The sequence below is a fragment of the Streptomyces sp. NPDC093252 genome, from assembly GCF_040683675.1.
GTDB lineage: Bacteria > Actinomycetota > Actinomycetes > Streptomycetales > Streptomycetaceae > Streptomyces.
In genome coordinates, this window is the sequence record NZ_JBFBEM010000001.1 from 57,966 (window position 1) to 83,046 (window position 25,081).

The following is a 25,081-nucleotide window of genomic DNA, read 5'->3' on the forward strand; positions in this document are numbered from 1 at the left end:
CGCCCCGGACTTCTCGGGCTCAGTGGTCGTACGACATGGCAGCACCTCCCTGTGCGTCGGTGACGGCGGGCGTACGGCGGCGGCGAAGGCTCCCGCCTGCCCTCGCCCAACGGACGGGACAGACGCAGCCCGTCGGGCGGGACAAGGCCATAGGGAACGGTCGTCGCCGCGCTCCGCCCGGTCACGCGGGGTGCCGGGCGGAACACGACGAGTACAGCGGGCACCGGCTGCGGTGCCCAGAGGAAATCCCTGTCCCCGCCCTATCCCCGGTCTCCCCGAACAGCTCTCCCGGGCGCGGAGCGGGTGGTGCAATGGGCGGGTGGACGACGAAATCCGCCACCCCCTCGCGCACGCCAGGAACGAGCGGGGGTGGTCGCAGGAGGAGCTGGCCCGCCGTATCCGGCAGGCCGCCGCGCGTCGTGGCCTGCGCTCGGGAACCAGAGGGTCACGGGTCTCCAAATGGGAGACCGGCCGCGCCGAGCCCGACGAGGACGAGTCCCAGCCGCTCATCGCCGAGGTCCTCGGCATCGACTACGCGGCCGTCGCCCATCTCGGCTGGCCCCACTGGCTCCCGGGCCAGGACAGACCGCTGCCGCTGGGCCCGCTCAAGGCCGTCCCCTCACTCCGAGAGGCCCTGATGTCCTCCCTGGACCGCCGGTCGTTCATCGCGTACACCAGCGGCTCACTGGCCGTTCTCGCCCACCAGTGGGCAGTCACCGAGCCCGGCCGGTTCGCACGCATCGCCGCACCTGGCGAAGTCGACGGCGAGATGCTCGACTGGCTGGAGGCCACCGGGACGGAGCTGATCCGCCTCGCCACCGAACGCAGGCGCCGCACCCGCCATCTGCTCGACGCGCACCTCACCACCGTCACCGAGTTCATCGGCGAGTCCCGCTACACCCCCGCCGCCGGGCAGCGGCTGCACACCCTGGCCGCTTCTCTCTCGCAGGCCATCGCCTGGCAGCACTTCGACGAACGCCGCCATGCCTCCGCCGGCCGCTTCTGGCACGCCGCCCTCCACAACGCTCACACCGCCCACCAGCGCGACCTCGGCGCGGGCATCCTCTCCGACCTCGCGTACCAACTGCTGTGGCTGGGGGACGCCCGCGCCGCGGCCGACATTCTCGAACACGCCATCCCCCGCACCCAGCACCCCACCGCGCGGTCCCTCCTCCACCTGCGCGAGGCCCGCGCCCTCGCCGCCCTCGACGAGGGCGGCCTGTGCCGCCGGGCCCTCACCGCCGCGGAGAAGGCGCTCGACATCCCGTCGTACGATCCGGCCCCCGCCTGGTGCTCGTGGATGTCCACCGCGGACCTCGCAGCAGACGGCGGCCGTTGTCTTGCGGATCTCGGCCAGCGCCGTCAGGCCCACCGGCTGATGGACGAGGGCATCGATCTGCTGACCGCCACCCGTTCCAAGACCAAATCCGTGTTCCTGACCTACCAGGCCGAGACCTACCTCCGGGACGGCGAACCGGAGATTGCCGCGGCGACCGCGACCCGTTCCCTCGACCTAGCCAGCCGGATCGACGCGCCCAGGTGCGTGACGATGGTGCGCGACCTCGAACCAGAGCTGTCGCGATACGCGCACACGGCCGGTGTCGGCGAAATCCTCGAACGGCTCCGAGCCGTCGGTTGAAGCCCTGCCACCGGCCGCCTCTGCTTGCGCACCTCGAACAGGTGGGCCACCAACGCGCCCGCCGCACACTGAGGATCTTCACCACGTGAACCTCACCGGACCCATGCCAGGGCGGATCCGCGCCCAGCTGCGCTCGGACCACGACCACGACACTCATCCCGTGCCCTACGACCCAGACCACCTCTTCGCCTGCGGCGTGACCAGCAACGGCGAGTACCTGTTCTGGACCACCGAGCCGGGGAACAAACCCACTCGATGGCAGATCGCGGTCAACGAAGCGCGGGGTCCGGTCTGGTTCACCCACGACGGAACCACCACCAACTTCCTCGCATCCGTCCTCACCGGCTGGATCCAGGTACCGCAGTTCTCCGCCGACCTGCTCCAGACTCCCCCGGCATTCACGCCGTCGAACCCCGTCCTGGTGAGGCCCGCACCCCTCGGCGACCTCGCTCCGGGCCCGGTCGACGCACTCGGGAAGACAAGCCGTCTCAGGTTGACACCCGCGGGCTGCTCGGCCCGGAACTACCGGGCGAGCAGAGCGCCGTTCGGGCTGGAGGAAGTCCGGTCCGGGTCCGCTCCGAGTCGCCTGGCCTTCGCAGATCGTCCTAGACGAGTCATTCCGATGTGATCAGTGGTCATAAGCGATCAAGGACCGGATGACGGGCTGGCGGGTCTTGTGGTTGTGCCAGATCGCGGCGGCCATCGCGAGGATGCGCTGGGCGACGCGGACGGCGACGCCTTCGAAGGTCCGGCCACCGTGCTGTTCCAGGTCGAGCTGGCCCTTGAGGGTGTCGTTGACCGACTCGATCAGCTGCCGCACCGACTTCAGGAGGCTCTCACCACTGCGCTTCTTCTCGCGCTTGAAGGAAGGACGCAGCAGCTCCGCACCCCGGAAGGCCAGATGGGCCTCGAGCTCCTTGGAGGCGAAGCCCTTGTCCACGATCACCAGCAGGCCCGGACGGTCCGTGGCCAGGTACGGTTCGCGGTCCAGCATCGCCGACAGCACCTCCCGCTCGTCCAGCTTCGGGTTCGCCAGCGCCCACAGGACGGGCATCCCCGTCGGGGTGCACACCAGGAACAGGCGCAGGCCCCAGAAGAACCGGGAGTGCGAGGCGCAGTACCCGTATCCGGCCCAGCCGGCCATGTCCGAACGCTTCACCGTCGGACGCGAGCGGCCGCACTCCACCGGTGTGGAGTCGATGATCCAGTGGTTGTCGAACCAGAAGTCCGTATCGACGGCGAGTAGCCGTATCGCCTTCTTGACCAGTGGCAACGCTGCCCGCAGTCGCTTGTTCCAGCCCGGCTGCCTGGGCACGTACGGGAACATCGCTCCCAGCCGGGAGTCCACGAACCGCAGCCAGCGCGACTCCGAGGTGAAGCCCAGCAGCGCCTGCGCGACGGCAAGGGTGACCAGTTCGGAATCCGTCAGCCGCGGCGGCCGGCCAAGCCATCGGGTACCTCCGATCTCGTCGTCGATCTTCACGTACAGTGCGGTCAGCAGGGCGTCCAGGTTGTTCGTCACACAACGATCTTGGACGCCCTGTCTGCGTTCCCGGACACACCGTCAGCATTCGGAATGACTCGTCTAGTACTGCAACCAGGAGGGTCAGGGCGGGCTATCGAGCGCTCCGCAAGGGCGGGGCACGGTCACACGAGCCCCCGGTGAGCATGCAGTCGGCGCCCTGCTGGGGCGGGGTGACGGCTTCGTCCAGGAGAACTTCGGCTTGCACCAGCGGGAGCCCTGATATCCAGGTGCGGCGTGCCAGTAGCCGGCGAGTAGGCAGAGGGTGTTCCACTCTTCACGGAGGCGCTCCAGCCGCTCCTCCCCACGTACCCGCCGTTCCTCCTCGGGGAGTGGCGGAGGCAGTGGAATCCCGACCGGGACGCGGGCACGGCCGGGCGTTCCGCCGCTGATGGCCCACTCCAAAGTGAGGACCAATGTGACTACCGCTTCGGCGAGTGCCGAGGCGGTGATGCCCTCCTCGCTGTCCACCGGGTGGGTACTTGCCGCTCGCTCCAGCCGGGGGAGCAGGAAGTCGCCGATCTCCCACACCATGTCGGTCGTCAGCTCATCGGCATACCGCAGACCGCTACGCAGGGTTGACACTGCTCGTCAAACTTCCCCCTCCAGTTTGGGCTTGGGCCGCAGAGAAAACCCTCGCCGGTGAGTCTCTCGCCCCGTCCCTTCTCAGGCAAGCCGCGTGAGCAGCACGGACGCGACGGAGACGAGACCGTCATCCTGCGAAGCCAATGCTCAAGATCGGCGTTCTTCAGCATCCTGTATCAGCGGGCGCAGTTCCTCGGGCAGATCGGGCGAGTCTCGCCACACAACCGCGATCGCGAGAATCACTTCCCACGCCGCCTCAGGAGGGCCTCGCTTCAACGGCTACGAGATTTCTGCCAGCCATTCCCAGTTGCCGGGCCGGGAACGCAACCGAGTGAACCCCTGCTCGAAGCAGTCGCTCAGGCTGGAGGATTCAGTGCGAATGAATCCCTCGGGCCCCAGCCCCGGACCCGACATCACCAAAGTCCAGGGCTCGGCACCTTCCGTCATCCTCTCATCGTCCACCTTAAGGATCACGGTGACGCCTGAGCGTCCCAACTTCTCCATGAGCTGCTCCATATTCATTTCTTGCGCTCCTATCAATAGCCCCTCAAGGCCGCTGAGATGTCACTGACATCGTGTAGCTGACCTTTACCTACCATGTCGATAACATTTCGGAGATCGTCAGAAGTGGGGCCACTTGTAACATTGTTTCGTTGCATCAACTTCTCTACAACAGATTGAGCGGTGCGCTTGTTTCCGTTGTTGAACATGTGACCACCAGCGATATCACGAATCACGACGGCAGACTTATCCCAGAAGCTGTTATAGCGACTGGCGTTGGCCATGGTATTCGCGGGTGAGCCACTCAGCAGGGTTTCACCGCCAAAGCTGCGATTGATATCGGCGATCTCGTCAGGAGTCACACCCACCTTGAAGCCGCCGGTCAGCGGGCAGTCCGAGTTGTGAACCAGTACCGGCGTCTCTCCGGCGAGCACATAGTACGTGTGCTACGCGGCTGCCTCTACCTGCTTTTTCGCAGGTCAAGCGCAGTTTGCTGGTCCGGTGAGGTGCGTGGGTGTCCGTGGTTGTGCGGGGTTGTTGCCGTCGCTACTGCCGTCAGGCGGTTCAGCCCAGGTACGGCTTCTCGCGCTGTTCCAGGAAGTGCTGGAGCCTGAGCCGTTGGGTGTGGTGCATCGGCAACTGCTCGATCTCTTCCGGCGGTACAAACCGGAGTTCGGTGGACTCGTCGGAGATAGCCAGCTGGCCGCCGGTGATGCGGGCGGTGAAGCAGGCGTTGAACTGGCGGCGGACCTCGCCATCGGTGTAGGCGATGATGTGTTTCGGATCGGTGTAGGTGCCGACCAGGCCGGTGATCTCGACGTCCAGGCCGTTTCTTCCTTGACTTCGCGGACGGCCGTGCCGGGCAGGGAGTCGGTGAGGTCCATGCCGCCGCCGAGCAGCGCCCACAGGTCGTTGTCGCGGCGGCGCTGGAGGAGGATGCGCCCGTGGACGTCGGTGACGACGGCGGAGGCGGCGACGACCATGCTGTTCGGCTTGGGCGCGTTCGGGTCGTCGTAGTACTCGGTGCGGGCCACGGTCAGCCTTCCTCTCTTACGGGGGTCGCCGTCGTCCACACGGCGTCGAAGCTCTCGGCATAGGTGTCGAACATGCCGCCTGTCTCGTGTCGGCGAAGATGCCATACGGGGGCGGCGTACGCGTTGACGCCCCAGACGTGGGCGTTGACGAGTTGCTGGTCGTCGGCGCGGTAGAGGGAGTTGTAGAGCGTGGTGCCGTGGGTGCGGACTTCGATGCCGGGGGTGGCGGCGAGCGGCTTGTAGTGCATGAGGGCGAGGCGGCAGCGGGATTCGATGCCGTGGCCGAACCGCTCTTCCTGGCCGCGGGCTTGGACGGTGTCGCTGTCGGGGTCCCCGATCGCGATGCGGACGGTGCAGCCTTCGGCGGCGCGTTCGGTGAGGAGTTCGTTCAGCCGCGGGTACGCCTCGTGGAGGAAGACGGCCGCGTAGACGAGGATGTCGATCCGTTGCCGGGCCTGGGCCATCAGGTCGGTGAACGTCGAGACGGGGATGTCGGCCCGCTGCTGGTAGAGCGCGACCAGTTCGGGGCTGATGGCGCGGGCGGGGCGGGCCTGGCGGAGCGCCGGCCAGAGTGCGTGCACGTCTTCTCCCAGGGCCTTGGCCGCCTGGAGGGCGGTGGCACGACGTGGGATACGCCCGAGGTTCACCCAGCGCTCGACCGACTTGGGGTCACGCCGTCCGCGAAGAGGAGATCCCGCGTAACATCGCCCGTAACGTCCGCACCGGCACCCCACGGCCCCGCCACTTCGAACCCCTCACCGCCGACGAAGCTCGGCAGTTCCTCACCACGGCCCAGGGTCATCGGCTGCACGCGTTGTTCGAACTCGCCCTCCACACCGGACTCCGCAAGGGCGAACTCCTCGGCCTCCGCTGGGAAGACCTCGACCTCGACGCGGGCACCGCCGCCGTCCGCCGCACCCTTCAGCGCACCGCCGCAGGCGGACTCACCGCGCTGCCCACCAAGACGCGGGCCTCCGAGCGCCGCATCGCCCTCCCCACCCGCTGCGTCCAGTTGCTGAAGCTCCACCACGAGCAGCAGAAGCGCGAGCGTGAGGCCGCGGGCACCACATGGCAGCACGGCGGGCACGTGTTCACCACCACGCAGGGCGGACCGATCGACCCAACCAACCTCACCCGCGCCTTCATCACGCTCCTCCGCAAGGCCGGCCTCCGCCGCATCCGCTTCCACGACCTCAGGCACTCGACTGCGACCTTGCTTCTGGAACAGGGAGTCGAACTCGTCGTGATCAAGGAACTCCTCGGCCACGCCCACATCGGCGTCACCGCCACCGTCTACGCCCACGTCCGACTCCGCCTCCAGCGAGACGCCATCGACACCCCTCAGCACCGCACTCAGCAGCCCGACGAACACCGAGACGGCACGCTCCGACGGCGACGAACCGCCACCCTGCGCCGCCCTCGTCCGCTGACGTTGCCGTCAACTACTGCCGTCACCCCACGCAGAAGCCCTGCCAGAACGCACCTGGCAGGGCTTCAGATTTGCATGCGCGCCGCGTCGAACGCGATCAACTTTCCGTTGATTCACTCCTGAACCAGAAGTGCGTCAGCTCACTTTGATGACTCACTCCCACCACAACAGGGCCGCAGCTTGCCTCGACAGCCGTCACAGCTCCACCGAGGGTTAGTAGTTCGCCTTCCGGAAGGCGAACATGCGACAGGTCGACGGTTTTTCTCACAATCCGAATAGCAGGGTCGACGTCTTCCCATTCCGAGATGTCGAATACTGGCACGACACCCCCGAGCAATTCCGGTTCGGGAACCGAGTCCAGGCCACCCCCTTCCGGGGGAAGGTCGATAACCGTCAAGCCCATCAGTTGACCACTTTCAGGGTGCACCCTGACCTCAAGATAGCCGCCAGAGCTGCCGGAAATCATCAGGTAAAGAGGTTGGCGATCCCTGTCGACTTCCCATGAGGCGTCCAGCGGGATCCACGGATCCTGCTCTACAACGGCACCGGGACAGGGAGCCCACCGAGTTACTTTTACCATCGGCTACTCCTAACCGACATAGAGAGCGTGAACGAGAGCGGGGAGCGGATCTTGCGGGCGCTGACTGAACTTAAGCTCCCAACCGCCGGAAGTAATCATCCTTCCTGTAGGAACGCCATTCCGAGTCGCCCCTGCAACGGCAGATTGCAAGCTGCGAAGCTGAACTTGGGTAGCCAGTCCGACTTGCTCTCGGCTCGCCATATTCGCCGCCTTATTCTGCGCATATTCGGCGATGTGCTTGGTTGCATTCCCGTGAACCCAAACACGCGCATCACCTGCCTGCATTTCGAACGACCGAGGCAAGTCAGAGCCAGGGTAATTCGGCTGTGTCCCCTTGATGTCATCCCAGACCGTACCGGTGCAGTCACTGTTGTGAACGAGTACCGGAGTCTCGCCCGCCAGCACATAGTACGTGTGCAGGTCGTCGACGGTCAGATTGTAGGTGGTGGCGCGTTTGGTGTAGCTCCTGTTGCCGGTGACGATGACGGTGGTGCCGTCGTCGGTGCGCAGGGTCATTCCCGCGGTGAGGTCGGCGGCTTCGATCCAGTCGTCTTCGGAGGGGGACCAGAAGGGGTGTTCGTGGGTGGCGGTGAGTTCTTCGATGCCGTCGTCGGTGGCGATGGAGAGTTCGTTGAAGTGCCTGTCGCGGTCGGTGACGATCAGGTGGGTGACGGTGCGTGGTCCGGTTTCGCCGGTTTCCGGGTCTGTAGCCTCGACCTGGTCTCCGACCTTGATGTCTTCGATGTTCTCGGTGGTGCCGTCGGCCATGAGTACACCGGTTCCGGCCAGGAAGCACTTGGTGCAACTGGTGGGGGCGTCGACGTCGTCCTTCTTCGCCGTGTCGCCGGCTTCGTCGACGAGTTCGTCCGTTTTCTTGAGGTCGCCGAGCTTGAGCAGTTTGAGGGCTTTGAGGAAGGGGACGTCGCCGGCTGTTGATGCGCATGCCATGGAGATGCCGAGATCCGCAGCGCAGTCCTTCCATTCCTGGGGGTCCGGGAGGAAGATCTTGATGACCTGGACCACGATGCCGCCGCTTTTCTGGGCGGGACCGGCCTGGGCGAGGACGCAGGCGTCCCTGACGTGGTAGCCGTACTGCTGGCAGCTGCTTGTGGCGGGGGTGCCGCTGTTTCCTCCGACGACCGAGGAGTCGCTGGATGTGTTTTCGTAGCCCGGGATGTCGTTGATGCTGTTGATGCCGCAGTTGTCGTCACCGCAGGGCATGCCCTCCGGCTCCCGGACCAGCCCGGTGGGGTCGGAGTAGTTGATGGGGTCGTTGTGGCTGTAGCTGTAGGCGGAGAGGTTCTGGGGGTCGTAGGGGAGGCTGAGCGGGTCGGGACTGAGGAAGCGGCCGAGGAGGGGGTCGTAGGCGCGGGCGCCGAGGAGGGAGAGGCCGCTGTGGGTGTCCTCGGGTTTGCCGAGGAAGCCCTTGGTGGAGCCGGTGGGGCGGATTCCGCTGCGTTCGTCGCCGAAGGGTGTGTAGCGGCGGCGGACGGTGGTTCCGTTGGCGACGTCGACGGCGAGCTGGGTCGATGCCTGGCGGTCGGCCATGAGGTAGCTGAGTTTGCCGCCGGTGGTGGTGTTGCCGGTGGTGGTGCGCATGGCGACGGTGGCGCTGCCGCAGGTGTAGTAGCGGGTGGCGGTGACGGTGCCGCCGCTGGAGCGCAGTTCCATGCCGGCCAGGTAGGCGAAGGTTCCCTCGGGTGCGAGGCGCAGCAGGAGGTTGCCGTCGGCGTCGTAGACGAAGCGGGTCTGCTGGGTGAGGGTGGGTTTGGTGGTCGTGGCTGAGGCGAGCTGGCCCTGTTTGGTCCAGGTGTAGTCGGTGGTGGTGTCCGCGGTGACGCGTTTGAGCATCTGGCCGGCGTCGTCGTAGGTGAGGGTTTCGGTGCCGGTGGTGGTGCCCGAGGTGATCTGGTTGATCTTGCGTACGCCGTGCGGCTGTTCGGTGTTGGGTGTGGTCCAGGCGCCGGTGTCGTCGTAGCCGGGGTAGAGGTAGTCGCGGGTGGTCGTGGTGCCGCCGGCGTCGGTGTCTGCGGCCGACTGGAGGTTTCCGAGGCGGTCGTAGGTGTAGGAGGTCTGGTAGGGGGCGGGGCCGGTGAAGTCGGAGGCGGTCGCGTTGGTGCAGGTGTCGGCGCGGGTGAGGGCTCTGGTCAGGCGGTTCTGGTCGTCGTAGGTGAAGCACTGCAGTTGCTGGGGCTGGCCGCTCGCGGCCTCCTTCACCGAGGTGATCTTGCCGGCGGCGTCGTAGCCGTAGGTGTCGTTCTGGGTGTTGGTGATGAGGTATCCGCCGGGCCCGGCCTTGGTGGTGGTGGCGATGGACTTGAGCCAGCGGGTGCCGTCGGTGTCGTTGTAGGTGTAGGTGCGCTGGGCGGTGGCGGGGGCCTGCAGGCCGGTGGTGGTCTGGCCGTAGAGGCGGTCGGTGACCCGCCCGTAGGCGTCGTAGACGGTGCCCTTGACGTAGGTGTCCTGTGCCGAGGTCAGGCTCTTGGGCAGGCCCTCGTTGTTGTAGGCGGTGGTGACGGTCTCGGCGGGCAGTCCGCCGGCGGCCGGGTAGGTGACGGAGGTGATGTGGTCGGCGGCGTCGTAGGCGAGGGTTGTCGTGTAGTCCCCGTTGAGGGGGGAGACGGCGGAGGGGAGGCTGACGGTGGTGCTGAGAGGTCTGCCGCGGCCGTCGAATTCGTTGACGCGGGTGATGTAGGAGTTGCCGGCGGCGGAGCGGCTGAGGCTCTGGGTGATCCGGCCCTTGCCGTTGGGTACGGCGCCGTCCCACTGCCAGGAGGACAGGACCGTGCCGCCGCTGGTGACGGAGGTCTTGCGGCCCAGCGCGTCGTAGGTGTAGTCGAGGACGGTCTGGCCGTTGTTGCCGGTGACCTTGGTGATGCGGCCGTTGCCGTCGTAGACGGTGCTGGACCGGCCGGCGTCGGGATCGTCGCTGGTCAGCCGCTGGCCGGCCCAGTTGTAGGTGTACTTCGTCTCATTGCCGCGGGGGTCGGTGATCTTCTGCAGGGCGCCGGTCGCGGTGTAGGCGTACTGGGTGGTGAAGGCCGAACTGCCGTTGTGTTCGACGACCTTGGCCGTGCGGCCGAACATGTCCGTGTGGGTGTCGGTGCTGCCGCCCGCGGCCGGGGTCACCCTGGTGTAGTCCCCGTGGTAGGCGGTCTGGATCCAGCCGCTGGGTGAGGCGGCGCTGGTCTGGCCGTCGCCGACGCGGATCGTGGAGCGGGTGGTGCGTCCGGCCCAGTCCAGGGTCAGTTCCGTGTAGGAGGGCAGGTCCACGACGCGGGGGGAGACGGGTGCGGAGGACCCGGCGGTGCCCTGGTTGCGGAACGGGGCCGACACACCGGTGATGTTGCCGGCGTTGTCGTAGCGGGTGGCCGTGACCTGCCGGTTGGGGACCTCCTGCCCGTTCTGGGGGTCGACGCCGTGGGGTATGGGCAGTTGGGTCTCGCGGGCGCGTCCGAGCCCGTCGAGGTAGCTGTACGAGGACAGGTAGGTGTCCCCGGACTGCAGGGTGTGGGTGGCGACCCTGGGGAAGCCGTTCACGGAGTCGGGTACGGCCCCGCCGGTGGTCGGGATCGTGTAGCTGAACTTCATGGACGGGGAGGTGCCGGTCTCCGTGGGCCGCCACACCTCGGTGGGCCGCCCTGCGGCGTCCAGGGTGATCTTCGTGATCTTCCCGTTGGCGTCCCGGGTCTGGTAGGGCACCCCCCACAGCCGCGACATCCACACGGTCGTCGCGAGAGGGCCCGCGGCGGAGAGGGAGCCGTCGGGATCGGGAGTCGTGGTGGTGATGCCGTCCACGGGCCAGGTGTGCTCGGGGCTGTAGGCGGTGGTCGTACGCTGCGCACCGGCGTCGTCCGCCCAGCGGACACGGCCCGCGCCGTCGTACCCGTACTTCACCGTCTGGTGCTCGCCGGGCGCGGTGTGGGTGCGGGCCTCCGTGGCGTTCCCGTCGCCCGGCTTGTTGGCGGCGACGCTGGTGGCACCGTCGTAGAGGGTCTCGGCGAAGCCGTCGAGGTTGGCCGTGCCGCGGTCGTCGCAGCCGGCCGCGTAGTGGCGGGTCTCGTCGATGAGGACCATCCACCGCTGGATGTCACTGCCGTCGAACTTGTCGGTGTTGTAGGCCCGGCCGTACGTGGTGCAGGCGTTGTCGGAGACACCCGTCTGGCCCCAGTCGTCCGTGCGGACCGGCAGACCGTACGTGGTGGAGGTGGAGGACGCCGGGTCGTATTCGTTCTGGACGACGCGGGTGCGCCAGCCGGCCGATGTCTTCTCCTCGGTGGTGGTCTGCTCCTCGCGCACGAAGCGGGCGTCCGGCAGCCCCTCGTACTGCGCGGTGTTGTGGGTCCAGTACTGGCGGACGACCCGTTTCTGCGAACTGCCCGTGTGGTCACGGCTGTCGGTCTCGATCACCCGGCCCGCCAGCCAGGCGGAGTCCGGGACCGTGGCGTTGTGCCCGTCGCCGACCATCACGACACGGGTCGGGGTGGAGCTGGTCTTGCTCGTGCGGTCGCCGTGCAGACCCCGGTGGAACGAATGGAGGGTCGAGCGTTTGACCGTGCCGGTGCCGGTCGTCACCGCCACCTTCTGGTAGCCGCGCCAGTCGGTCCACGACTCGTCCTCGTCCGGGACCAGGGGGTCAGCGCTGAACCGCCAGCCGGCCCCGCCCTGGTAGTCGTACGTGGTCGTCATCTCCGGCGCGCCGTCCTGGCCGCTGGTGACGGTCGGGTCGACGCTCACCTCCATGACCAGGAACTTCTTGAACCATCCGCTGCGCGCCGCGGTCTCGCCCTCGGGTGTCCACTTCGCCCAGAAGCAGTCCTTGCCGTTCGTGGCCTGCGGGGGCAGATCGTCCGCGCTGCACGCGTTCTGCGCGCCGTAGGTGACCTTCGTGGTGCCGCCGAGGTCGCCGTGGATCTCACTGACCCGGCGGAAGTTCAGTTCGGTCGAACCGACCTTGTTGTCCAGGTCCACGCCGTTGAAGTTGACCACCGGCAGGACGATGTCCGTGCCCGTCCCGTAGGTCTTGCGCTGGATGTAGTCCAGCCACAGCGTCTTGCCCACCGACCCCGCGGGATTGGGCAGGCCGTGCTTGGTCTGGTACTGCTGAACCGGGTCCCACCCGTCCATCGCGGTGTTCAGCACATACGTCTTGATGTCCCACAGCATGTCCTTGCTGAAGAACGTGGGGTAGTACGTCTTCCCGGCACAGTGGTAGTCCCCCGCGGTGCCGTCGCACATCAGGTCCACCGGCACGTCCGGGTACGACGAAGGGTTCGCCGCGATCGACGGGCACGCCCCCGGCTCGCTGCGCAGCGGGTCAGCGTCCGCCATCCGCTCCACGCACCGGCCCACATGACTCAGCTCGACCTTGGCGGTGGGCTTGGAGTTCGCGATCTGCCGCGGCCAGCCGTACTCGATCCGGCTCAGATAGCCGCCCGCGGTGTAGGAGCGGGCCTTGTCGGTGTTGGCGACGGAGCGGTAGTGGTTGGTCTCCCTGTCGTAGAAGTAGGTCGACTCGATCTCGTTGGCGTCGACCGTGCGGTCCAGGTTCCACCGGTACGCCTGCGTGCACGGCTCGGGGAACTGGCCGTGGCACGGCTCACCGGGGTTGTTGCCGACCACCGGAACCGTGTAGACCGACCCGGTCGCCGACCCCGAGCGCTCCGCGCGGCCCCAGCCGAAGTAGTGGCTCTGCCCGTCCTGCGTGGAGACGACCCAGTACTCGTCGTCCGCGCCGTGGCCGCCGGAAAGGTGCTGCACCCGCCAGCCCGGATCGTCCTGGAGATGGTAGGAACCGGTCCCGTTGTTGTCCTGCACCAGCGTCGAGGTCACACCGTTGAGGTTGATGACATACACCGCACCGCTGGGCTCCATCGCGGTGTTCGGTGAGTCCCAGCACAGGTCACCGATCGTCGCCAGCCCGTCCTGCGTGCAGTTGCGGTAACGGCGCTCGATGTAGCCGATGTTCAGCTCCCAGCCCATCCCCACCCACGACGCCTGGTTGTTCGTCGCGGAGGTACGGCCGTCCACCGACTGCGAGTTGTACGACAGGCCCAGCGCCGGAGCCTTGCCCATCGCCGGAGCGGGCAGGCTTACCGGGAAGTTGTAGGTGAACGCCCCGGACCCCGTCGCCACGTCCCACGACCCGGTCGTGGTCAGGGTGGAGGCGCGGTAGTCACCGCTGTCCGAGGACGAGCCCGTCGTCAGCGCGTAGACGGACGCACCGCCCGATACCGACTGCGCCGCCAGCCCCGTCGAACCGGGCTCGGCGGTCACCGTCGCTGTGAGCGTCCCCCGGACGGTGTCGTTCTCGACGGGCACCGGCTCCACCGCGGAGCACTCGGGTGCGGCAGGCGTCTGCAGCGCGCACGCCGGTAGACGGACCAACTGGAGCCGGGAGGCGAAATCCCCGCCGTAGGCGTACCGGAAACCCGAGTAGTCGATGGAGACGTCCACCTGCCCGGCCGCCGCCACGCCGTCGGTCCGCGTGACCTGCAGGCCCAGCCCGACACCTCCCACCGGGGCGATCTCCTGACGGTCCAGGACCCGCACGTCCACCTGCTCCGGAGAAACCGTGTCCGGGGACGGCGACGCACCGGGCGACGGTGCCTCACCGGGCACGGAGGACGGCGGCGGAGCGGAGGAGTTCCCGGGGTCGGGAACAGAGGTGTCTCCGCTCTGAGGAATCGTTTCTTCTGCGGCGTCGGGCAGGGTTCCCGTGGGTAGCCCGCCCTCCTCGGGGGAAGTCGCCGCCGGGCTCGGCCCGCCCGTCGCGGACCGCATGCCCTGCAACTGCGCCGTCTCGCCGGCGGCCTGGCCGCTCGGAAGCACCTCGACGACACCGGCGACCTGCTGGACCTCACCGCCAGGAGCGGACGGGCTCTCCGATGTCACCGTTCCCGGCTCACCGGGCGACGCCTGCGCCAGATCAACCGTCGCCTCGGCCGCCACGGGCCAGTCAGGCGCCGGGAGAGGCTTTCCCGGGGCCTCCTCCTGCTGCCCCGGAACAGAACCCACCCCCTGACCCGGCACCAGCGGCGTCGTATCCGACGACTCGGCCCTCGCCTCCGGCGGCGCCACCACGGCAACAGCGGACAACAGCCCCGCTAGCAAAGCCCCCGCCAGTGTCACGGACACCGAACGGGCATGCCGACGAGCCATCCGAACCCCCCCACAGCCATGGACTGCGGCCCGGAACGGTACGACGGGACAGCAGTCACGGCCGACCTGCGGCAATGCATCCCACGATGACGCCACACACGGCCTGTTGACACGAACACGATCAATGAAGCGGAACGGTAATTCACGTGAAGATCACGTGAACAGATCGTGGAGGTGATCATTCGCCTCGAATGTGTGTGATCTCAGTCACTCCAGGGGGTGAAGGGAAGCTCGTGCGGCGCCAGAAGGGCCATCGATGAACTGTTGGACCGAGAGACACACGAGAGAACTGCGATGCAGCCCGGCGCCCTGCCATCCGACCCCACAGCCCCTCCCCTCACCCCCAGCCGCGCCCAGGGGCCGGGCCTACCGCTCCCAGCCAGCCCTCCCCGGGGGACTCAGGCCGGGTCCTCGATAAACGACTCGCAGGCGCTCGCACCGTTCTGACAGGTAGTACCGCATCCGTCGTCCGTCGGGCAGTCACCGCCCTGCCCGGCTCAACCGGGATGGTGGGAAGCCGGAGACGGAGACGACCGACCCTTCGCCCCGGGCGGCGAAGATCGCCACGGTGCCGGCGGAGATCGCGATCGGCTGTACGAAGCCCGAGGCACTGGAACACGTCCTGCGGGCCCCGAACGTCAATGATCACCTGCGTGGCATCCAGCCCTACGACGAGGACGCGCGGCTGATCACCCTGTTCGCGACACTTGTTGACGCCTACGTCAGGGAGTCCCTCCTCACGGCCGCGCTCGCCGAGGCGTTCCCCGACGCACGCCGGGGCGGACCTTCTCGATCTGACGGGGGTGTGCGACGCGCTGACGGTCAACGGGCCGCTCGATCCGCTGGTCCCCGCGGGCGCCGACGTCTCCCCGGTCGTGCTGCGTGACATCGCGGTCCGGGCCATCACCGCGCTGGTGTTCCCCGGGATTCGCCCGAGGCGCCGCAGCAAGTAAAAGTGGCCGCCACACCGGCCGGTTCTGGCCGGTCGTCAGAGGGACGCTGCAGGAGCCGACGTGGAGCCAGATCCGGGCGAAGGCAGCCGAGGGACGCATGCGTCTGCAGTCCGCCGCCGTCGCGCAGTTGTCCGTGCACCGGGGCGACATCCTCTCCGTCCTCGGCCTCTTCGGCACCAGGGAAACCAAGAAGGGCGCCGGACAGGATCCAAGGCCACTCACGGAGTTACTCCTCGGGCCGGAGGGCCGGTGACGCGACCGCGTGGACCGCCCTGGTCCGGCGGATGGCCCCGGCGCTGATCCACGCTCCGCAGCCGTTCATCACCCCGGGCAGGGCAGCGAGGCCAGCGATGGGCGCAAGGGCGTGCGCCGCACCCCCAAGAGTGCCCTCGCCGCCCTGACATTGGCGTACACGGTGGGCGCGCCGGGTGTCAGTCGGCCCTTCTGGTCGTGTTCGCGAAGGCAGTGCTGGGTCACCCGGACGCGCCGCGGCCTCCCGAGCCGGACGATGGCACGCCCCTGATCTGTTACGGCGACCAGCACTGGGCCGAGGCGGACCGGACGGCGATCACGGCGGGGGTGGTGATCGCCCCTGACACCGAGGCCGACTCACCCGCTACGTCGCCGACAAGGCGTGGTTCGACGAGTTGTTCCCCCGTGAGCCTCGGTGCCCGTCGCCGACCGCGTCCGTGAACTCCGCCGACGCGCCTGCGGACGCCGGGAACACCGCGGACGCCGACGCCCCGCCCATCGCGCACGGCGAGGCGGCCGCCGACCCGCGCGACCAGCTCGCCAAGCTGCGCCGGGAGCTGCCGGCGCGGGTCGAACTCGCCGAAGGGAACTACCAGAAGGCGGTGGACGCCTCCCACGCCCTGATGACGGACTTCGAGGAGGCGCACCGCCTGCGCGTCCAGTTCAAGGAGGAGTGCCTCCCGCCCGAGCAGCGGATCGAGTGGATGAAGAAGCTGACGAGGCCCGGGCCGCGGCGCAAGCCAGCGTCACGACGCTCGAACAGACGGAAGCGCTGATCCTCAAGATTTGACCGGTCACATCGGCTACACGCGGGCCCTCGGCACGGTCGAGGGCCCACCGCCTCATTCCTGCTCCGCAACACCGTCCCGGACCGCCGCCGGCAGCGGGCCAGCGGTGCGCGGTGCTCCCGCGACGAAGACCTCGCCGATCTCGACACCCTGATGACCTTCCCTGCGGCGACCGTGCGCCCCAACGAGTACTACGCGGAGGTGCCCGTGCCCCGGACTTGGTGCCTGCCCTCGTGCTGGTCCCGGAGTCAGGACAGCAGGAGGAGGCAGTCCCATGGGTCGGCTGGCTGGGGTAGGAGGTCGGCCAGTACCAGCGCGGTCCCGGCCCGGCCGGTGAGGAAGCCGGACAGGTTGTCCGGTGGTGTGGCGAGCGTGGTGTGTGCGGCCTGTTCCGCCAGGGTGGGACAGGCCAGTCGGCGGGCGGTGTGAAGTACTCGCTCCCGTGGCACAGGGCGGTGCCATCGGTGTCCCGGGGTCACTCTGCCGGCGTTCGGCGAGTTCCCTCATGGCGTGGTCGGCGGTGCGGCGGTAGGCATCGCGGTCGGCGGCGTGGACCTGGGCGAGCCGGGCCTCGCGTTATCAATACGACGCGGGCTGTGGTCCGGCGTGGCACCGGCGGTGCTACTTCGGCCGAGGAAATGTCGCACCGCCTCCCGCTGGTCGAGGCCGAGTTTTCTGGCGAAGGCGGATGGGACGGCAGCGAAATCCAGCAGCGACAGGACGTGGCCGCCGGACCGCGTCGGTGCCGATGTCCTCTTTGCCACGCAGCAGGCAGAGCGTGGTGACCACGTCAGGGGAGGGACAGGATGGTGGCAATGCGTCACCTGGAGGACCTGGTCGCCGTGTGTGGCAGACGCATTTTTGCGCCTCTGGTGGCTGGCGGGTCTACGACGGAGTGGCGCATTGAGGCCCATGCCGTGCGAGTGGCTCAGGTGTTCAGGTCCACATGCCCATGGCGATTTCCTCGAAGGAGGCGACCCATTCACTGTCCTCACCGAAGGGGAGGGGGTCGTGCTGCTCGATGTCGTGCTGGACCCTCTGGAGTACGGCTTCGCGGCCGTCGAACGAGCTCTGGGCGGCGATCTCGGGCAGTGCGCGTTTCACGGCGTAGATGGTGTAGGCGAGTGAGGAGATGTCGGTGTGGAGGGAGACGGGGTCCTCGGCGCCTTCGTAGAACCCGTACACGGTGCCGGTGGCGGTGTCCAGGGCGAGGGTGGTGGCTGTGAGGTTGCCGATGATGATCCAGTTGCGGGCTTCCTCGGGGACCGTCCACTGCTGGCCGGTCATCTCGTCGGAGGCGCGCAGGCTGGTCTCCTTGCCGGGGGCGCCCACTTCGGCTTTGGGTGTGGAGGGAATGCCGACGGTGCAGAGGAATTCCAGGGTGGGTCCGGTGAATCCGAGGGCTTCCGCTTCGTTGCGCGGGGAGAGCTGGACGTTCTCGGTGCCGAACCAGCTGACCAGTTCGTCATGGGTCAGTTCAAATGCAAGGGTGCTCATGGTGCTCTCCATTTTACGGTGCGACTCGGAGGTCAGCGGAAGCCGCCGCTGACGCCGCCGGTTTTCTGGTCCTTCTCGAGCTGGTTGCGGTATTTCTCGTGTTCTGTGTCCCTGGTCTTCGCTTCCTCGGAGTTGAGGTATTTCGTGGAGTGGGTGACTTCGAGGTCTTCGCCGAAGTATTTTGCGGTCCATTTGTCACACCAGGAGGGTCTGCCCTGGCAGGGCTGGCGTTCGGTGTAGATCTCGGTGAGGTTGTCCTGTTTTCCTGCTTTGAGGATGGGGTAGCCGAGTGTGCGTTCGGAGTGCGGTCCTTCGCTGTTGGTGACCAGGATGATGTCGTTTCCGTCGTTGCCGATGTAGCGGCCGGCGGCGTAGTTGCCGCCGCCCCAGTCCTGGTTGTGGTAGCGGGCGATCTGGGTGGCGCGGGAGAGGTCGGTGGTGCCGGGGTCGACTTTCTGGGAGGTGACGGTTGCCTTGTCCTTGCTCGGGCTGACCGGGTAGGAGGGGCCCTTCTCGCCTTTCCGGGGCCGCCAGACGCGGCCTGCTTCGCCGGGTTTCTGGCCCGGTTCCGTCATGAGGTCCCGGATACCGGAGTTGTCGGTCTTCTTGACCGGTTCGGTGGTTCCGTCGGGGTTCAGGCGTTCGACCGTGCCGTCTGCGTTGAGCAGGTACATGGGGGTGTCGCTGTCGGTGGTGCACTGGTCGAGGTCGTCCTTGACCTTCGTGTCGCTCTTCTTGTGCTCCTTCTTGCTCTCGTCGATCTTGCCGCCGTGCTTCTCCAGGACGAGGACCGTCTCGTCGGCCTTCTTGTCGACGGCGTCATCGGCCTTGTCCATGACCGTGGCGAGTTTGTGGAACCGGCTGTCCTTCTTGACGGAGCTGCGCCGTTTGGTGCTGCCGGTCTGGTGTGTGCCCTTCTTCTTGTCGAAGTTGCGTCTGGTCTCGTCGTAGTCGCTGGATGCCTTGTCGAACTCGTCGAACTCGATGGCCAGGTCCTGGGCCATGTCGCCGCTGCCGGTGGCGTAGTCGGTGGTGGTGTCGTCGTCGGCGTCGAGCTGGTCGGTGAAGAGGTTCTCGATCTGTGCGAGGATCTTCGCTTCGATCTTGTCGGTGACGATGGCGGTGATCTCGCCGACCGCGTAGTCGATGGCCTCGTTCAGGGCGATCCGGCAGGCGGTGATCGCGGCTGCGCTGAGCAGCCCGCTGAGTCCGGCGGTGAAGAACATGCCGATGACACCGGCGGTGGCGGTGGCTGCCGTGGCGGTCAGTTCGGCGATGCAGGCGACCTTGCAGCCTTCGATGAAGCCGGCGCAGTTGTCCAGCGCACCGGCGAGGTCGTCGAGGGCGCTGCTGAACGTGGAGAGGTCTTTCGTGGTCAGCCGGCCCCACCGGCGGTCGATGGCCTGGACCGTTCTGCCCTTGCTTTTGCCGCCGACGATGTGGGAGCAGGCCCGGTTGCCCTCGGTGATGACGTCGCGGATTCCTTCGGCGAGCCGGCGGTAGTCCCTGGCGCTGTCGCGGATCTCGTCCTCGTCGATGGCGGGCCAGTCGACGCCGACGAGGTCCAGTACCTCGACCAGTCCGCCGGGCAGAGTCATCCCCACGTGCCGCTCCCCCGTGTGACGCCAACCGGGTCACTCTTCAGGTGAATTGAGTGGCCGTCAACCCGGAAGGGGGGCGGCCGTGTGTCGTTCGGCCACCTTCAGACAGGTCAGTGTCTCGTCGGTGCCCACCACCAGGTGGCCGTCGGCTGTGAGTGCCACGCACCGCACCGGCAGGCCGGGAAAGAAGCGGCGCAGCACGCCGGTGTCGAGTCCGTGGTGCTCGACCAGGCCGTCGGCCCAGCCGATGGCGAGGGCCAGCCCGGCGGATGTTCTCGCGGCGCTGAGGGCGGTCACCGCGCAGGGGCGGGAAGCGACTGGTGAGGTGAGTGGTTCGGTATCGGTGCGCCAGGCCCGTACGCGGCCGTCGGTGCCGCCGCTGTAGACCAGGAAGGCGGTGCCGTCTGCGGAGGCGGTTTCGACGGCGGTCAGTGCGCTGACCGCTCCGTCGTGGAGCCGGCCGGCCGTGTGCGCCATGGGCGTCTTTGCGCCGGGAGTGAAGGCGTGTACGGCTCCTTCGGTGTCGGCGACCGCGATCCCCTTGCCGGCTGCGGCCAGGGCGCTGCCCGGGCAGGCGCGCAGGCGGGCGTTCACCGCCCCGAGGAGGGTGTCCAGGTGGGAAGGGTGGTCTTCGAGAAGGGCCTGGAGGCCGGTCGGGGCTGCGGGACTGGCGGGTTTCGCGGCGTCGACGCGGCCGTGGGCGTCGAGGACGAGGACGGTGCCGTCGGGGCCGGCCGCCAGCGCGCGTGTCGGTGCCGCCTGGTGAGGTAACCGGCCGTGGGGCGTGGCGTCCGCTTCGTTCACCGCGCGGACCGTTCCCTGGTGGTCGGCCACCCAGAGGAGCTGCGGGGCCGGTGCGTGTCCGGTGGCCAGGGCGCGGGCGGGGCCGGGCCAGGGCGGCCGGATGTCGCCGCGTACCCGGGTCCAGAGCAGTTGCCAGGTTGATCCGGTGCTGTGCTGGTCGAGTTCCTGTGCCAGCCGCGGGTCGGCTTCGTCACCGAGGGCGGCCCGGAGCACCAGTGCCCGCTCACCGGGTGCCTGTTCACGGGTGAGGGACTGTGCTGCCCGCAGCCAGGCGGCCCGCAGCCCTCTGTGAGGGTTGCGGGACCTCTCGTACAGGGCGCAGACCGCCCACGGGTCCGCCGCGCACACAGCGCGCGGGTCGTCCGGATCGGGTCCGGGATCCGGCACGGTCGCCTGCGGGGCCCGCTGCCGGCTTTCCGCGTGCTCGGCGTTCCACAGTGCACGGCGCGTGGTGTCCGTCCATCGTTCTTCGTCGAGATCCATGAGCGCGGGCGCGCGCTCGAACAGGCTCTGTGCCCGGAGGTTTCCGGCGCGGATCTCGACGATCAGCCGGACCTGTTCCAGGTCGTGCAGTGCGGTGATCAGTTCCGTGACGGCGGGCACGTCGTCGGCCGCGTGCAGGTCGGGCAGGACGATCACCGTGGGGCGGGTGTCGGCCGCCAGCGCCTGGACGAGTTCTCCCGGCGTGCGGGCGGCGACGGAAAGATGCCCGGCGATCGCCCACCCCGTCGTGCGGGCGGTCTGCCCGCCGAGAGGGACAAAGCTGTGCACGCGGCGGGCCGCCGCCGTTGTCGGCCGTGTCCCGTGCCCGACCAGCCAGGCCAGCAACTGCGACTTCCCGCAGCCGGGGCTGCCGGTCACCAGGCACAGCCGCGGTGCCCCGGGGTCGGCGAGCCACGCCAGCAGTGCTGCGGCGGCGGGTTCCCTGCCCGCAGCCGGCCGCGCCCACGCCCTGCTGCTCACCGCCGGCCGGCCTGCTGTGCGGCGTAGGTGATGAGCTCTTTCATGCCCTGCTCGCGCGAGTCGGCGTCTGTGCCGTAGTCGAAGCTGTGGGTGAACTCCGCGTGCGGAAAGGCCGCCTGCATCCAGGCGGCGCAGTAGTGCCCGGGCATCATGCAGGGCTGCAGTTCGCAGTACACGCGCAGAACCTGCGCCGGTTCGACTCCGCCGGCGGACAGCTTCTGCCACACCAGCTCCTCCGGATGAGCGCGGCCGGGGCCGGTCGATTCCGTGGCAATGTGCTTCCGGCCCGTGCCGTCCCGGTACTCGAAGGAGGCGGAGAAAGGGAAGTTCAGTGTGTGCCGGACATCATCGAGGACACGCGGCCACCAGTTCTCCCGGCCGGCGAAGGCCACCGGGTCGATCTCACGCAGCTCTTCGTTGAGCTCGCGGAACGCGACAGCGGCCGACGGAAGGTCCGCGGCAGCAGCGATCACCCCCAGACTGCGGTCGAGAGCCGTGAGCGATTGATTGAACGCGTTCACACTCGAGCTGACGAACACGGCCGGTTCGCCGATGCCGAGGAAGACACCCTGCAGTGCACCGTCCGGGCGCACGCACATCTGGAGCGGGCCGTCGAACCCCACCCGCAGCCACCCGGCCGTCTCTTCCTGGGGCACCGCAATACGCTGATGTCCGGCAAACAGGCCGAGCCTGAGCCCATCGTACGGCTCGGCCGCCGTGAAGTATCGGGCCACCTGCAGGGGGACGCCGATCTCCTCGACCTGGCGGACAACCTCGGGCAGCAGGCTGCGGCGCTCAGCGTCCGCCATCACGAAACGACGCATCCCAGCATCGCCGAAGTGGGCGGTTGCCGAATCCGGCGCGGGCTCCGACATGAGCGACCTCTCTCCCGGTAGACACCGACGCCGACCCTAACAAGTCACCTCACACGGCCGGCCACCTCAACCGGCCGGTCCGTGGCAGGTGGGATTACAGGCGATCCGGATGAGGCAAGGAAGAGACTGCTTGGGCGTCCTCGATCCGAGCCGCAGGCCGGTATCTACCGAGAAGCACCCCGGTGTATCCGTGGCCCGGCCCAGAACCGAACGGTGGGCGGCGTCATCGAGGCACAGCCTGGCCCCGGCACCGCCGAGATGGTTCCACCTGGGGGCCAGGTCCCTCCAGCCAGCCGGTGACCGCTTCCTCCCACCACGCGGTGGCCGATATCTGGTGACTCAATCCGTACCGTGATCCGGCCGGGCGCGAACTCCACCCCGACGAGCGCGGCCCCGTCTCCGTCATTGCGCGCAGGATCCGTTGGTGCTCCTCCTCTTGGCCGGATTCGACGGCGGGCACCCCGGCCAGGCGTCCGGTCGGGTTCAGTGACACCTGACGCACCCGGCCACGGCGGCGGGCAGACGGTCACCGCAGCCGCCGAGTCCGGCGACGGAAGGGACTCGGGTAACTGGGGCTCATCCTGTCCGGGGGTGTGCGGAGTGTTCCACCACGAGACAACGGACACGCCGCTCTTCGGTACAGGAATCGACTCGTGGCACCGGCGGTGTCAGGTCGTCGGACGCAGGTCCTGTTCCAGGCCGTCGCTCCGAGTAGAGGCGGATACGGCAGACTTGGTAACGCCTCCAGAAGGCTGAAGCCCCTTGCGGGAGGGCCGCCGTTCCGGGACCGCCGCCGGGCGGATGCCCTGCGGCGGTTTGGATCAGTGGTTGCCAGGGCGTGGCAGTGGAAGCCGTGAGCCGTGGCCGCAGGTTGCTCTCACTCGCCCGCGCGTGCCCAAGCAAGTCCGCCGATGTCCAGTTGCCGCCGGGTGCGGGTTACAGCAACGTAGGCGAGCCGTGCCTCGCCGTCGTCAACGGGCCGGGGGTTTTGCTCTGCTGCTGTCCCGGGCCTGGGATCGTCGGCTGGGGTGAAGTCTTCAGCGATCTTGACACGGGGCCATTCTCGTCCTTTGGCCTTGTGTGCGGTGGTGACGGTGGTCTGGGCGTGCTGTTCGCCGACGAGTGCGGCCACAGCGGCCAGGATGGCGTCGGTGCCGTGGGTGTCGACGAGGCAGACGAACGGCTGGAGGTCGCAGCCGTCGGGGTCGTTGGCTGCGTAGTCCTGGAGTTCGCCCCAGGAGGGGAAGAGGAGAAGTTCGGGGTGGTGGGTGCGGCGTCCTTCTTTGAGGGAGCGGGCGGCCTGGGCAAGGGCGCGCAGGCTGTCGCCTCCACCGGCGAGAGCGACGCGGGTTCCTGCTGTCATGAGTCTCATGACCTGGGTCATGGCTCCCACGTTGGTGCGGCACACGACAGCGTCGGGAGAGGTGACAATGCGGAGTTCGGTGGGGACGGAAGGGGTCCCGGACAGGCGGATGGGGGAGTCGGCGAGGCGGAGCCAGCGGTTTGCCTCGTCGGCGAGTTCGGGTCCGAAGCGGAAGGACTGGGACAGGGTGAGCTGGGTGCCCTCGAAGCCGGTCATGACGTCTTTGGCGCCGCGCCATTGGTAGATGGCCTGGGCAGAGTCGCCGACCATGACGAGCTGGGCGTGGTCGCGCTGGCCGAGGAAGACCTGCTCGATGACGGGGTTGGTGTCCTGGGCCTCGTCCAGGAGCAGGAAGTCGGCGTCGATGCGGGGGCGGGTGAGGGCCCAGATCTTGAGGTAGTGGTCGTGGTCGAAGCGGACGGCGCCGTCGTCGGTGTTCTGCAGGTCGGCCCAGGCTCTGTGGGCGAAGGGAAGGACGTGGGCGGCGAGTTCGGTGTGGAGGCCGATGTCGTCCAGTCCGCGCAGAGTGGGGACGTGGTGGCCGGTGATCTTTGTGTCGCCGGTGTGGCAGAAGCGGGTGACGGTGCGCAGGACAGCGTTGGAGAGGGCTCTTTGTGTCACCTCGCGGTCGCCGATGCGGAGGGTGCCGGTGATGCCGAGGGCGCGTCCGGTCTGCCAGGCGGGACGGCGGGGTGCGCCCAGGCGGCGGGTGTAGCGGTGGCCGACTGCGGCGTAGGCGAGGGCATGGGCGGTCTTGCACTGGACGGTGGCGGGGAAGCAAGTTCGGGCGTGCTGGGCGATGGCGCGGTTGTAGGCGAGGTAGCGGCCGCGGCGTGGGGTGGCACGGGCGAGGAGGGTGAGGGTGGTGGTCTTTCCGGTGCCTGCTCCGGCCTGGAGCACGAGGTGGTCGCCGGCATGGAAGGCGTCGGCGGCTGCGGTCTGTTCGTCGGTTGGTTTCAACAGGTGCTTCTTTTCGCGGAGTCGGGGCGAGGGCGGAGATCAGGTGGGGTGGGGTGGTGCCGTCGGGGAGTTGGCGTACGGGCTGGTTGAGACGGTCTGCTTCCCTCGGCGTGCTGGGCGAGGCCCGGAGGAGGGCCTGTTCCAGGAGGTGTTCGGGGCTGCGGCCGGTGTTTGAGGGGCAGGGTGTTGAGGGCGGTACGGGTGCCGGGCGGGAGGGTGATGTTGATCTGGATCCGGCCGACCGGGTCGGGGTCGTGGGTGGTGATGATGTCGATGGTCGGGCTGGTGCCGGGGCGCCGGCGCGGCGGTGTGCGGCCTGGCAGGGGGGTGTCAGCGGCGGTGAGGGCTACCGGCCTCGCGCGGGGTCGCGGTTGCTGGCCGGCGGCCGCGGTCGGGTGGCGCGGTGCCGTTTGGCGGGGGTGTGGGATCTTGTCTGGCTGATTTCCAGGGCGTGGTGGGCATGAGCGGGATTCGTGCCGGGGCGGGCGGGGTGGCGGCGGGAGGTGAGGACCTGCCATCCGGTGTCGGAGCCGACGGCGGTTTCGGCGAGGGCGGGGGCATGGCCGGGGCAGCG

The 25,081-nt window shown here is 68.2% G+C and carries 17 protein-coding genes and 3 pseudogenes; 6 read left to right on the forward strand and 14 right to left on the reverse strand.

The window, feature by feature from the left end; all coding sequences use genetic code 11:
* The first annotated feature begins 319 nt into the window (after positions 1-319).
* Positions 320-1,639 (forward strand): helix-turn-helix transcriptional regulator, encoded by a 1,320-nt coding sequence (locus AB0O01_RS00215; RefSeq protein ID WP_365309311.1) that lies wholly within the window; start codon positions 320-322, stop codon positions 1,637-1,639.
* 160 nt (positions 1,640-1,799) lie between these two features.
* Positions 1,800-2,267, forward strand: coding sequence for a hypothetical protein (locus AB0O01_RS00220; protein ID WP_365309313.1), 468 nt, complete (start codon positions 1,800-1,802; stop codon positions 2,265-2,267).
* On the opposite strand, the gene AB0O01_RS00225 is transcribed toward AB0O01_RS00220, so the two are convergent.
* From AB0O01_RS00225 to AB0O01_RS00245, 5 genes and pseudogenes are all read right to left on the reverse strand, one after another.
* Entirely contained in the window at positions 2,268-3,161 is an 894-nt protein-coding gene (locus AB0O01_RS00225; protein ID WP_365309315.1) for an IS982 family transposase, read from the reverse strand.
* Positions 3,162-4,025: 864 nt separating this feature from the next.
* Positions 4,026-4,268: a hypothetical protein gene (locus AB0O01_RS00230; RefSeq protein ID WP_365309317.1), complete on the reverse strand. Its 243-nt coding sequence runs from the start codon at positions 4,266-4,268 to the stop codon at positions 4,026-4,028.
* A 14-nt stretch (positions 4,269-4,282) separates the two neighbouring features.
* Positions 4,283-4,681: a hypothetical protein gene (locus tag AB0O01_RS00235; RefSeq protein ID WP_365309319.1), complete on the reverse strand. Its 399-nt coding sequence runs from the start codon at positions 4,679-4,681 to the stop codon at positions 4,283-4,285.
* A 130-nt stretch (positions 4,682-4,811) separates the two neighbouring features.
* Positions 4,812-5,281, reverse strand: a pseudogene (locus AB0O01_RS00240) (NUDIX domain-containing protein).
* A 2-nt stretch (positions 5,282-5,283) separates the two neighbouring features.
* Positions 5,284-5,928: an XRE family transcriptional regulator gene (locus AB0O01_RS00245; RefSeq protein ID WP_365309322.1), complete on the reverse strand. Its 645-nt coding sequence runs from the start codon at positions 5,926-5,928 to the stop codon at positions 5,284-5,286.
* Positions 5,929-5,951: 23 nt separating this feature from the next.
* Here AB0O01_RS00245 and AB0O01_RS00250 point away from each other — a divergent pair.
* Positions 5,952-6,711: pseudogene (locus AB0O01_RS00250) on the forward strand (site-specific integrase); the annotation flags it as partial.
* 96 nt (positions 6,712-6,807) lie between these two features.
* Here the strand turns inward: AB0O01_RS00250 and AB0O01_RS00255 are convergent.
* From AB0O01_RS00255 to AB0O01_RS00265, 3 genes and pseudogenes are all read right to left on the reverse strand, one after another.
* A complete protein-coding gene (locus AB0O01_RS00255; RefSeq protein ID WP_365309324.1) occupies positions 6,808-7,176 on the reverse strand; it encodes a hypothetical protein in 369 nt (122 codons plus the stop codon).
* 123 nt (positions 7,177-7,299) lie between these two features.
* Positions 7,300-14,451 (reverse strand): polymorphic toxin-type HINT domain-containing protein, encoded by a 7,152-nt coding sequence (locus tag AB0O01_RS00260; protein WP_365309326.1) that lies wholly within the window; start codon positions 14,449-14,451, stop codon positions 7,300-7,302.
* A gap of 398 nt (positions 14,452-14,849) precedes the next feature.
* Positions 14,850-14,930: pseudogene (locus AB0O01_RS00265) on the reverse strand (FxLD family lantipeptide); the annotation flags it as partial.
* 324 nt (positions 14,931-15,254) lie between these two features.
* Here AB0O01_RS00265 and AB0O01_RS00270 point away from each other — a divergent pair.
* The 3 genes from AB0O01_RS00270 to AB0O01_RS00280 all read left to right on the forward strand — a co-directional run bounded on the left by AB0O01_RS00270 (position 15,255) and on the right by AB0O01_RS00280 (position 16,432).
* Positions 15,255-15,404 (forward strand): hypothetical protein, encoded by a 150-nt coding sequence (locus tag AB0O01_RS00270; RefSeq protein ID WP_365309328.1) that lies wholly within the window; start codon positions 15,255-15,257, stop codon positions 15,402-15,404.
* Positions 15,405-15,501: 97 nt separating this feature from the next.
* The gene (locus AB0O01_RS00275) at positions 15,502-15,657 is read left to right on the forward strand and encodes a hypothetical protein (protein WP_365309330.1); all 156 of its coding nucleotides are present in this window, start codon (positions 15,502-15,504) and stop codon (positions 15,655-15,657) included.
* A gap of 436 nt (positions 15,658-16,093) precedes the next feature.
* Positions 16,094-16,432: a hypothetical protein gene (locus AB0O01_RS00280; RefSeq protein ID WP_365309332.1), complete on the forward strand. Its 339-nt coding sequence runs from the start codon at positions 16,094-16,096 to the stop codon at positions 16,430-16,432.
* Between the two features lie 260 nt (positions 16,433-16,692).
* Here the strand turns inward: AB0O01_RS00280 and AB0O01_RS00285 are convergent, their stop codons facing one another.
* From AB0O01_RS00285 to AB0O01_RS00310, 6 genes are all read right to left on the reverse strand, one after another.
* Positions 16,693-16,893, reverse strand: a complete 201-nt coding sequence (locus AB0O01_RS00285) for a hypothetical protein (protein ID WP_365309334.1) — start codon at positions 16,891-16,893, stop codon at positions 16,693-16,695.
* A 487-nt stretch (positions 16,894-17,380) separates the two neighbouring features.
* The gene (locus AB0O01_RS00290; RefSeq protein WP_365309336.1) at positions 17,381-17,941 is read right to left on the reverse strand and encodes an SUKH-4 family immunity protein; all 561 of its coding nucleotides are present in this window, start codon (positions 17,939-17,941) and stop codon (positions 17,381-17,383) included.
* Positions 17,942-17,973: 32 nt separating this feature from the next.
* Positions 17,974-19,539 (reverse strand): nucleic acid/nucleotide deaminase domain-containing protein, encoded by a 1,566-nt coding sequence (locus AB0O01_RS00295; RefSeq protein WP_365310451.1) that lies wholly within the window; start codon positions 19,537-19,539, stop codon positions 17,974-17,976.
* A gap of 63 nt (positions 19,540-19,602) precedes the next feature.
* Positions 19,603-21,309 (reverse strand): hypothetical protein, encoded by a 1,707-nt coding sequence (locus AB0O01_RS00300; protein WP_365309338.1) that lies wholly within the window; start codon positions 21,307-21,309, stop codon positions 19,603-19,605.
* On the reverse strand, positions 21,306-22,184 hold the full coding sequence (locus tag AB0O01_RS00305) for a nucleic acid/nucleotide deaminase domain-containing protein (protein WP_365309340.1): 879 nt from the start codon (positions 22,182-22,184) through the stop codon (positions 21,306-21,308). The genes AB0O01_RS00300 and AB0O01_RS00305 overlap by 4 nt, the downstream gene beginning before the upstream one ends.
* Before the next feature lie 877 nt (positions 22,185-23,061).
* A complete protein-coding gene (locus AB0O01_RS00310) occupies positions 23,062-24,507 on the reverse strand; it encodes a UvrD-helicase domain-containing protein (protein WP_365309342.1) in 1,446 nt (481 codons plus the stop codon).
* Between the last annotated feature and the right edge of the window lie 574 nt (positions 24,508-25,081).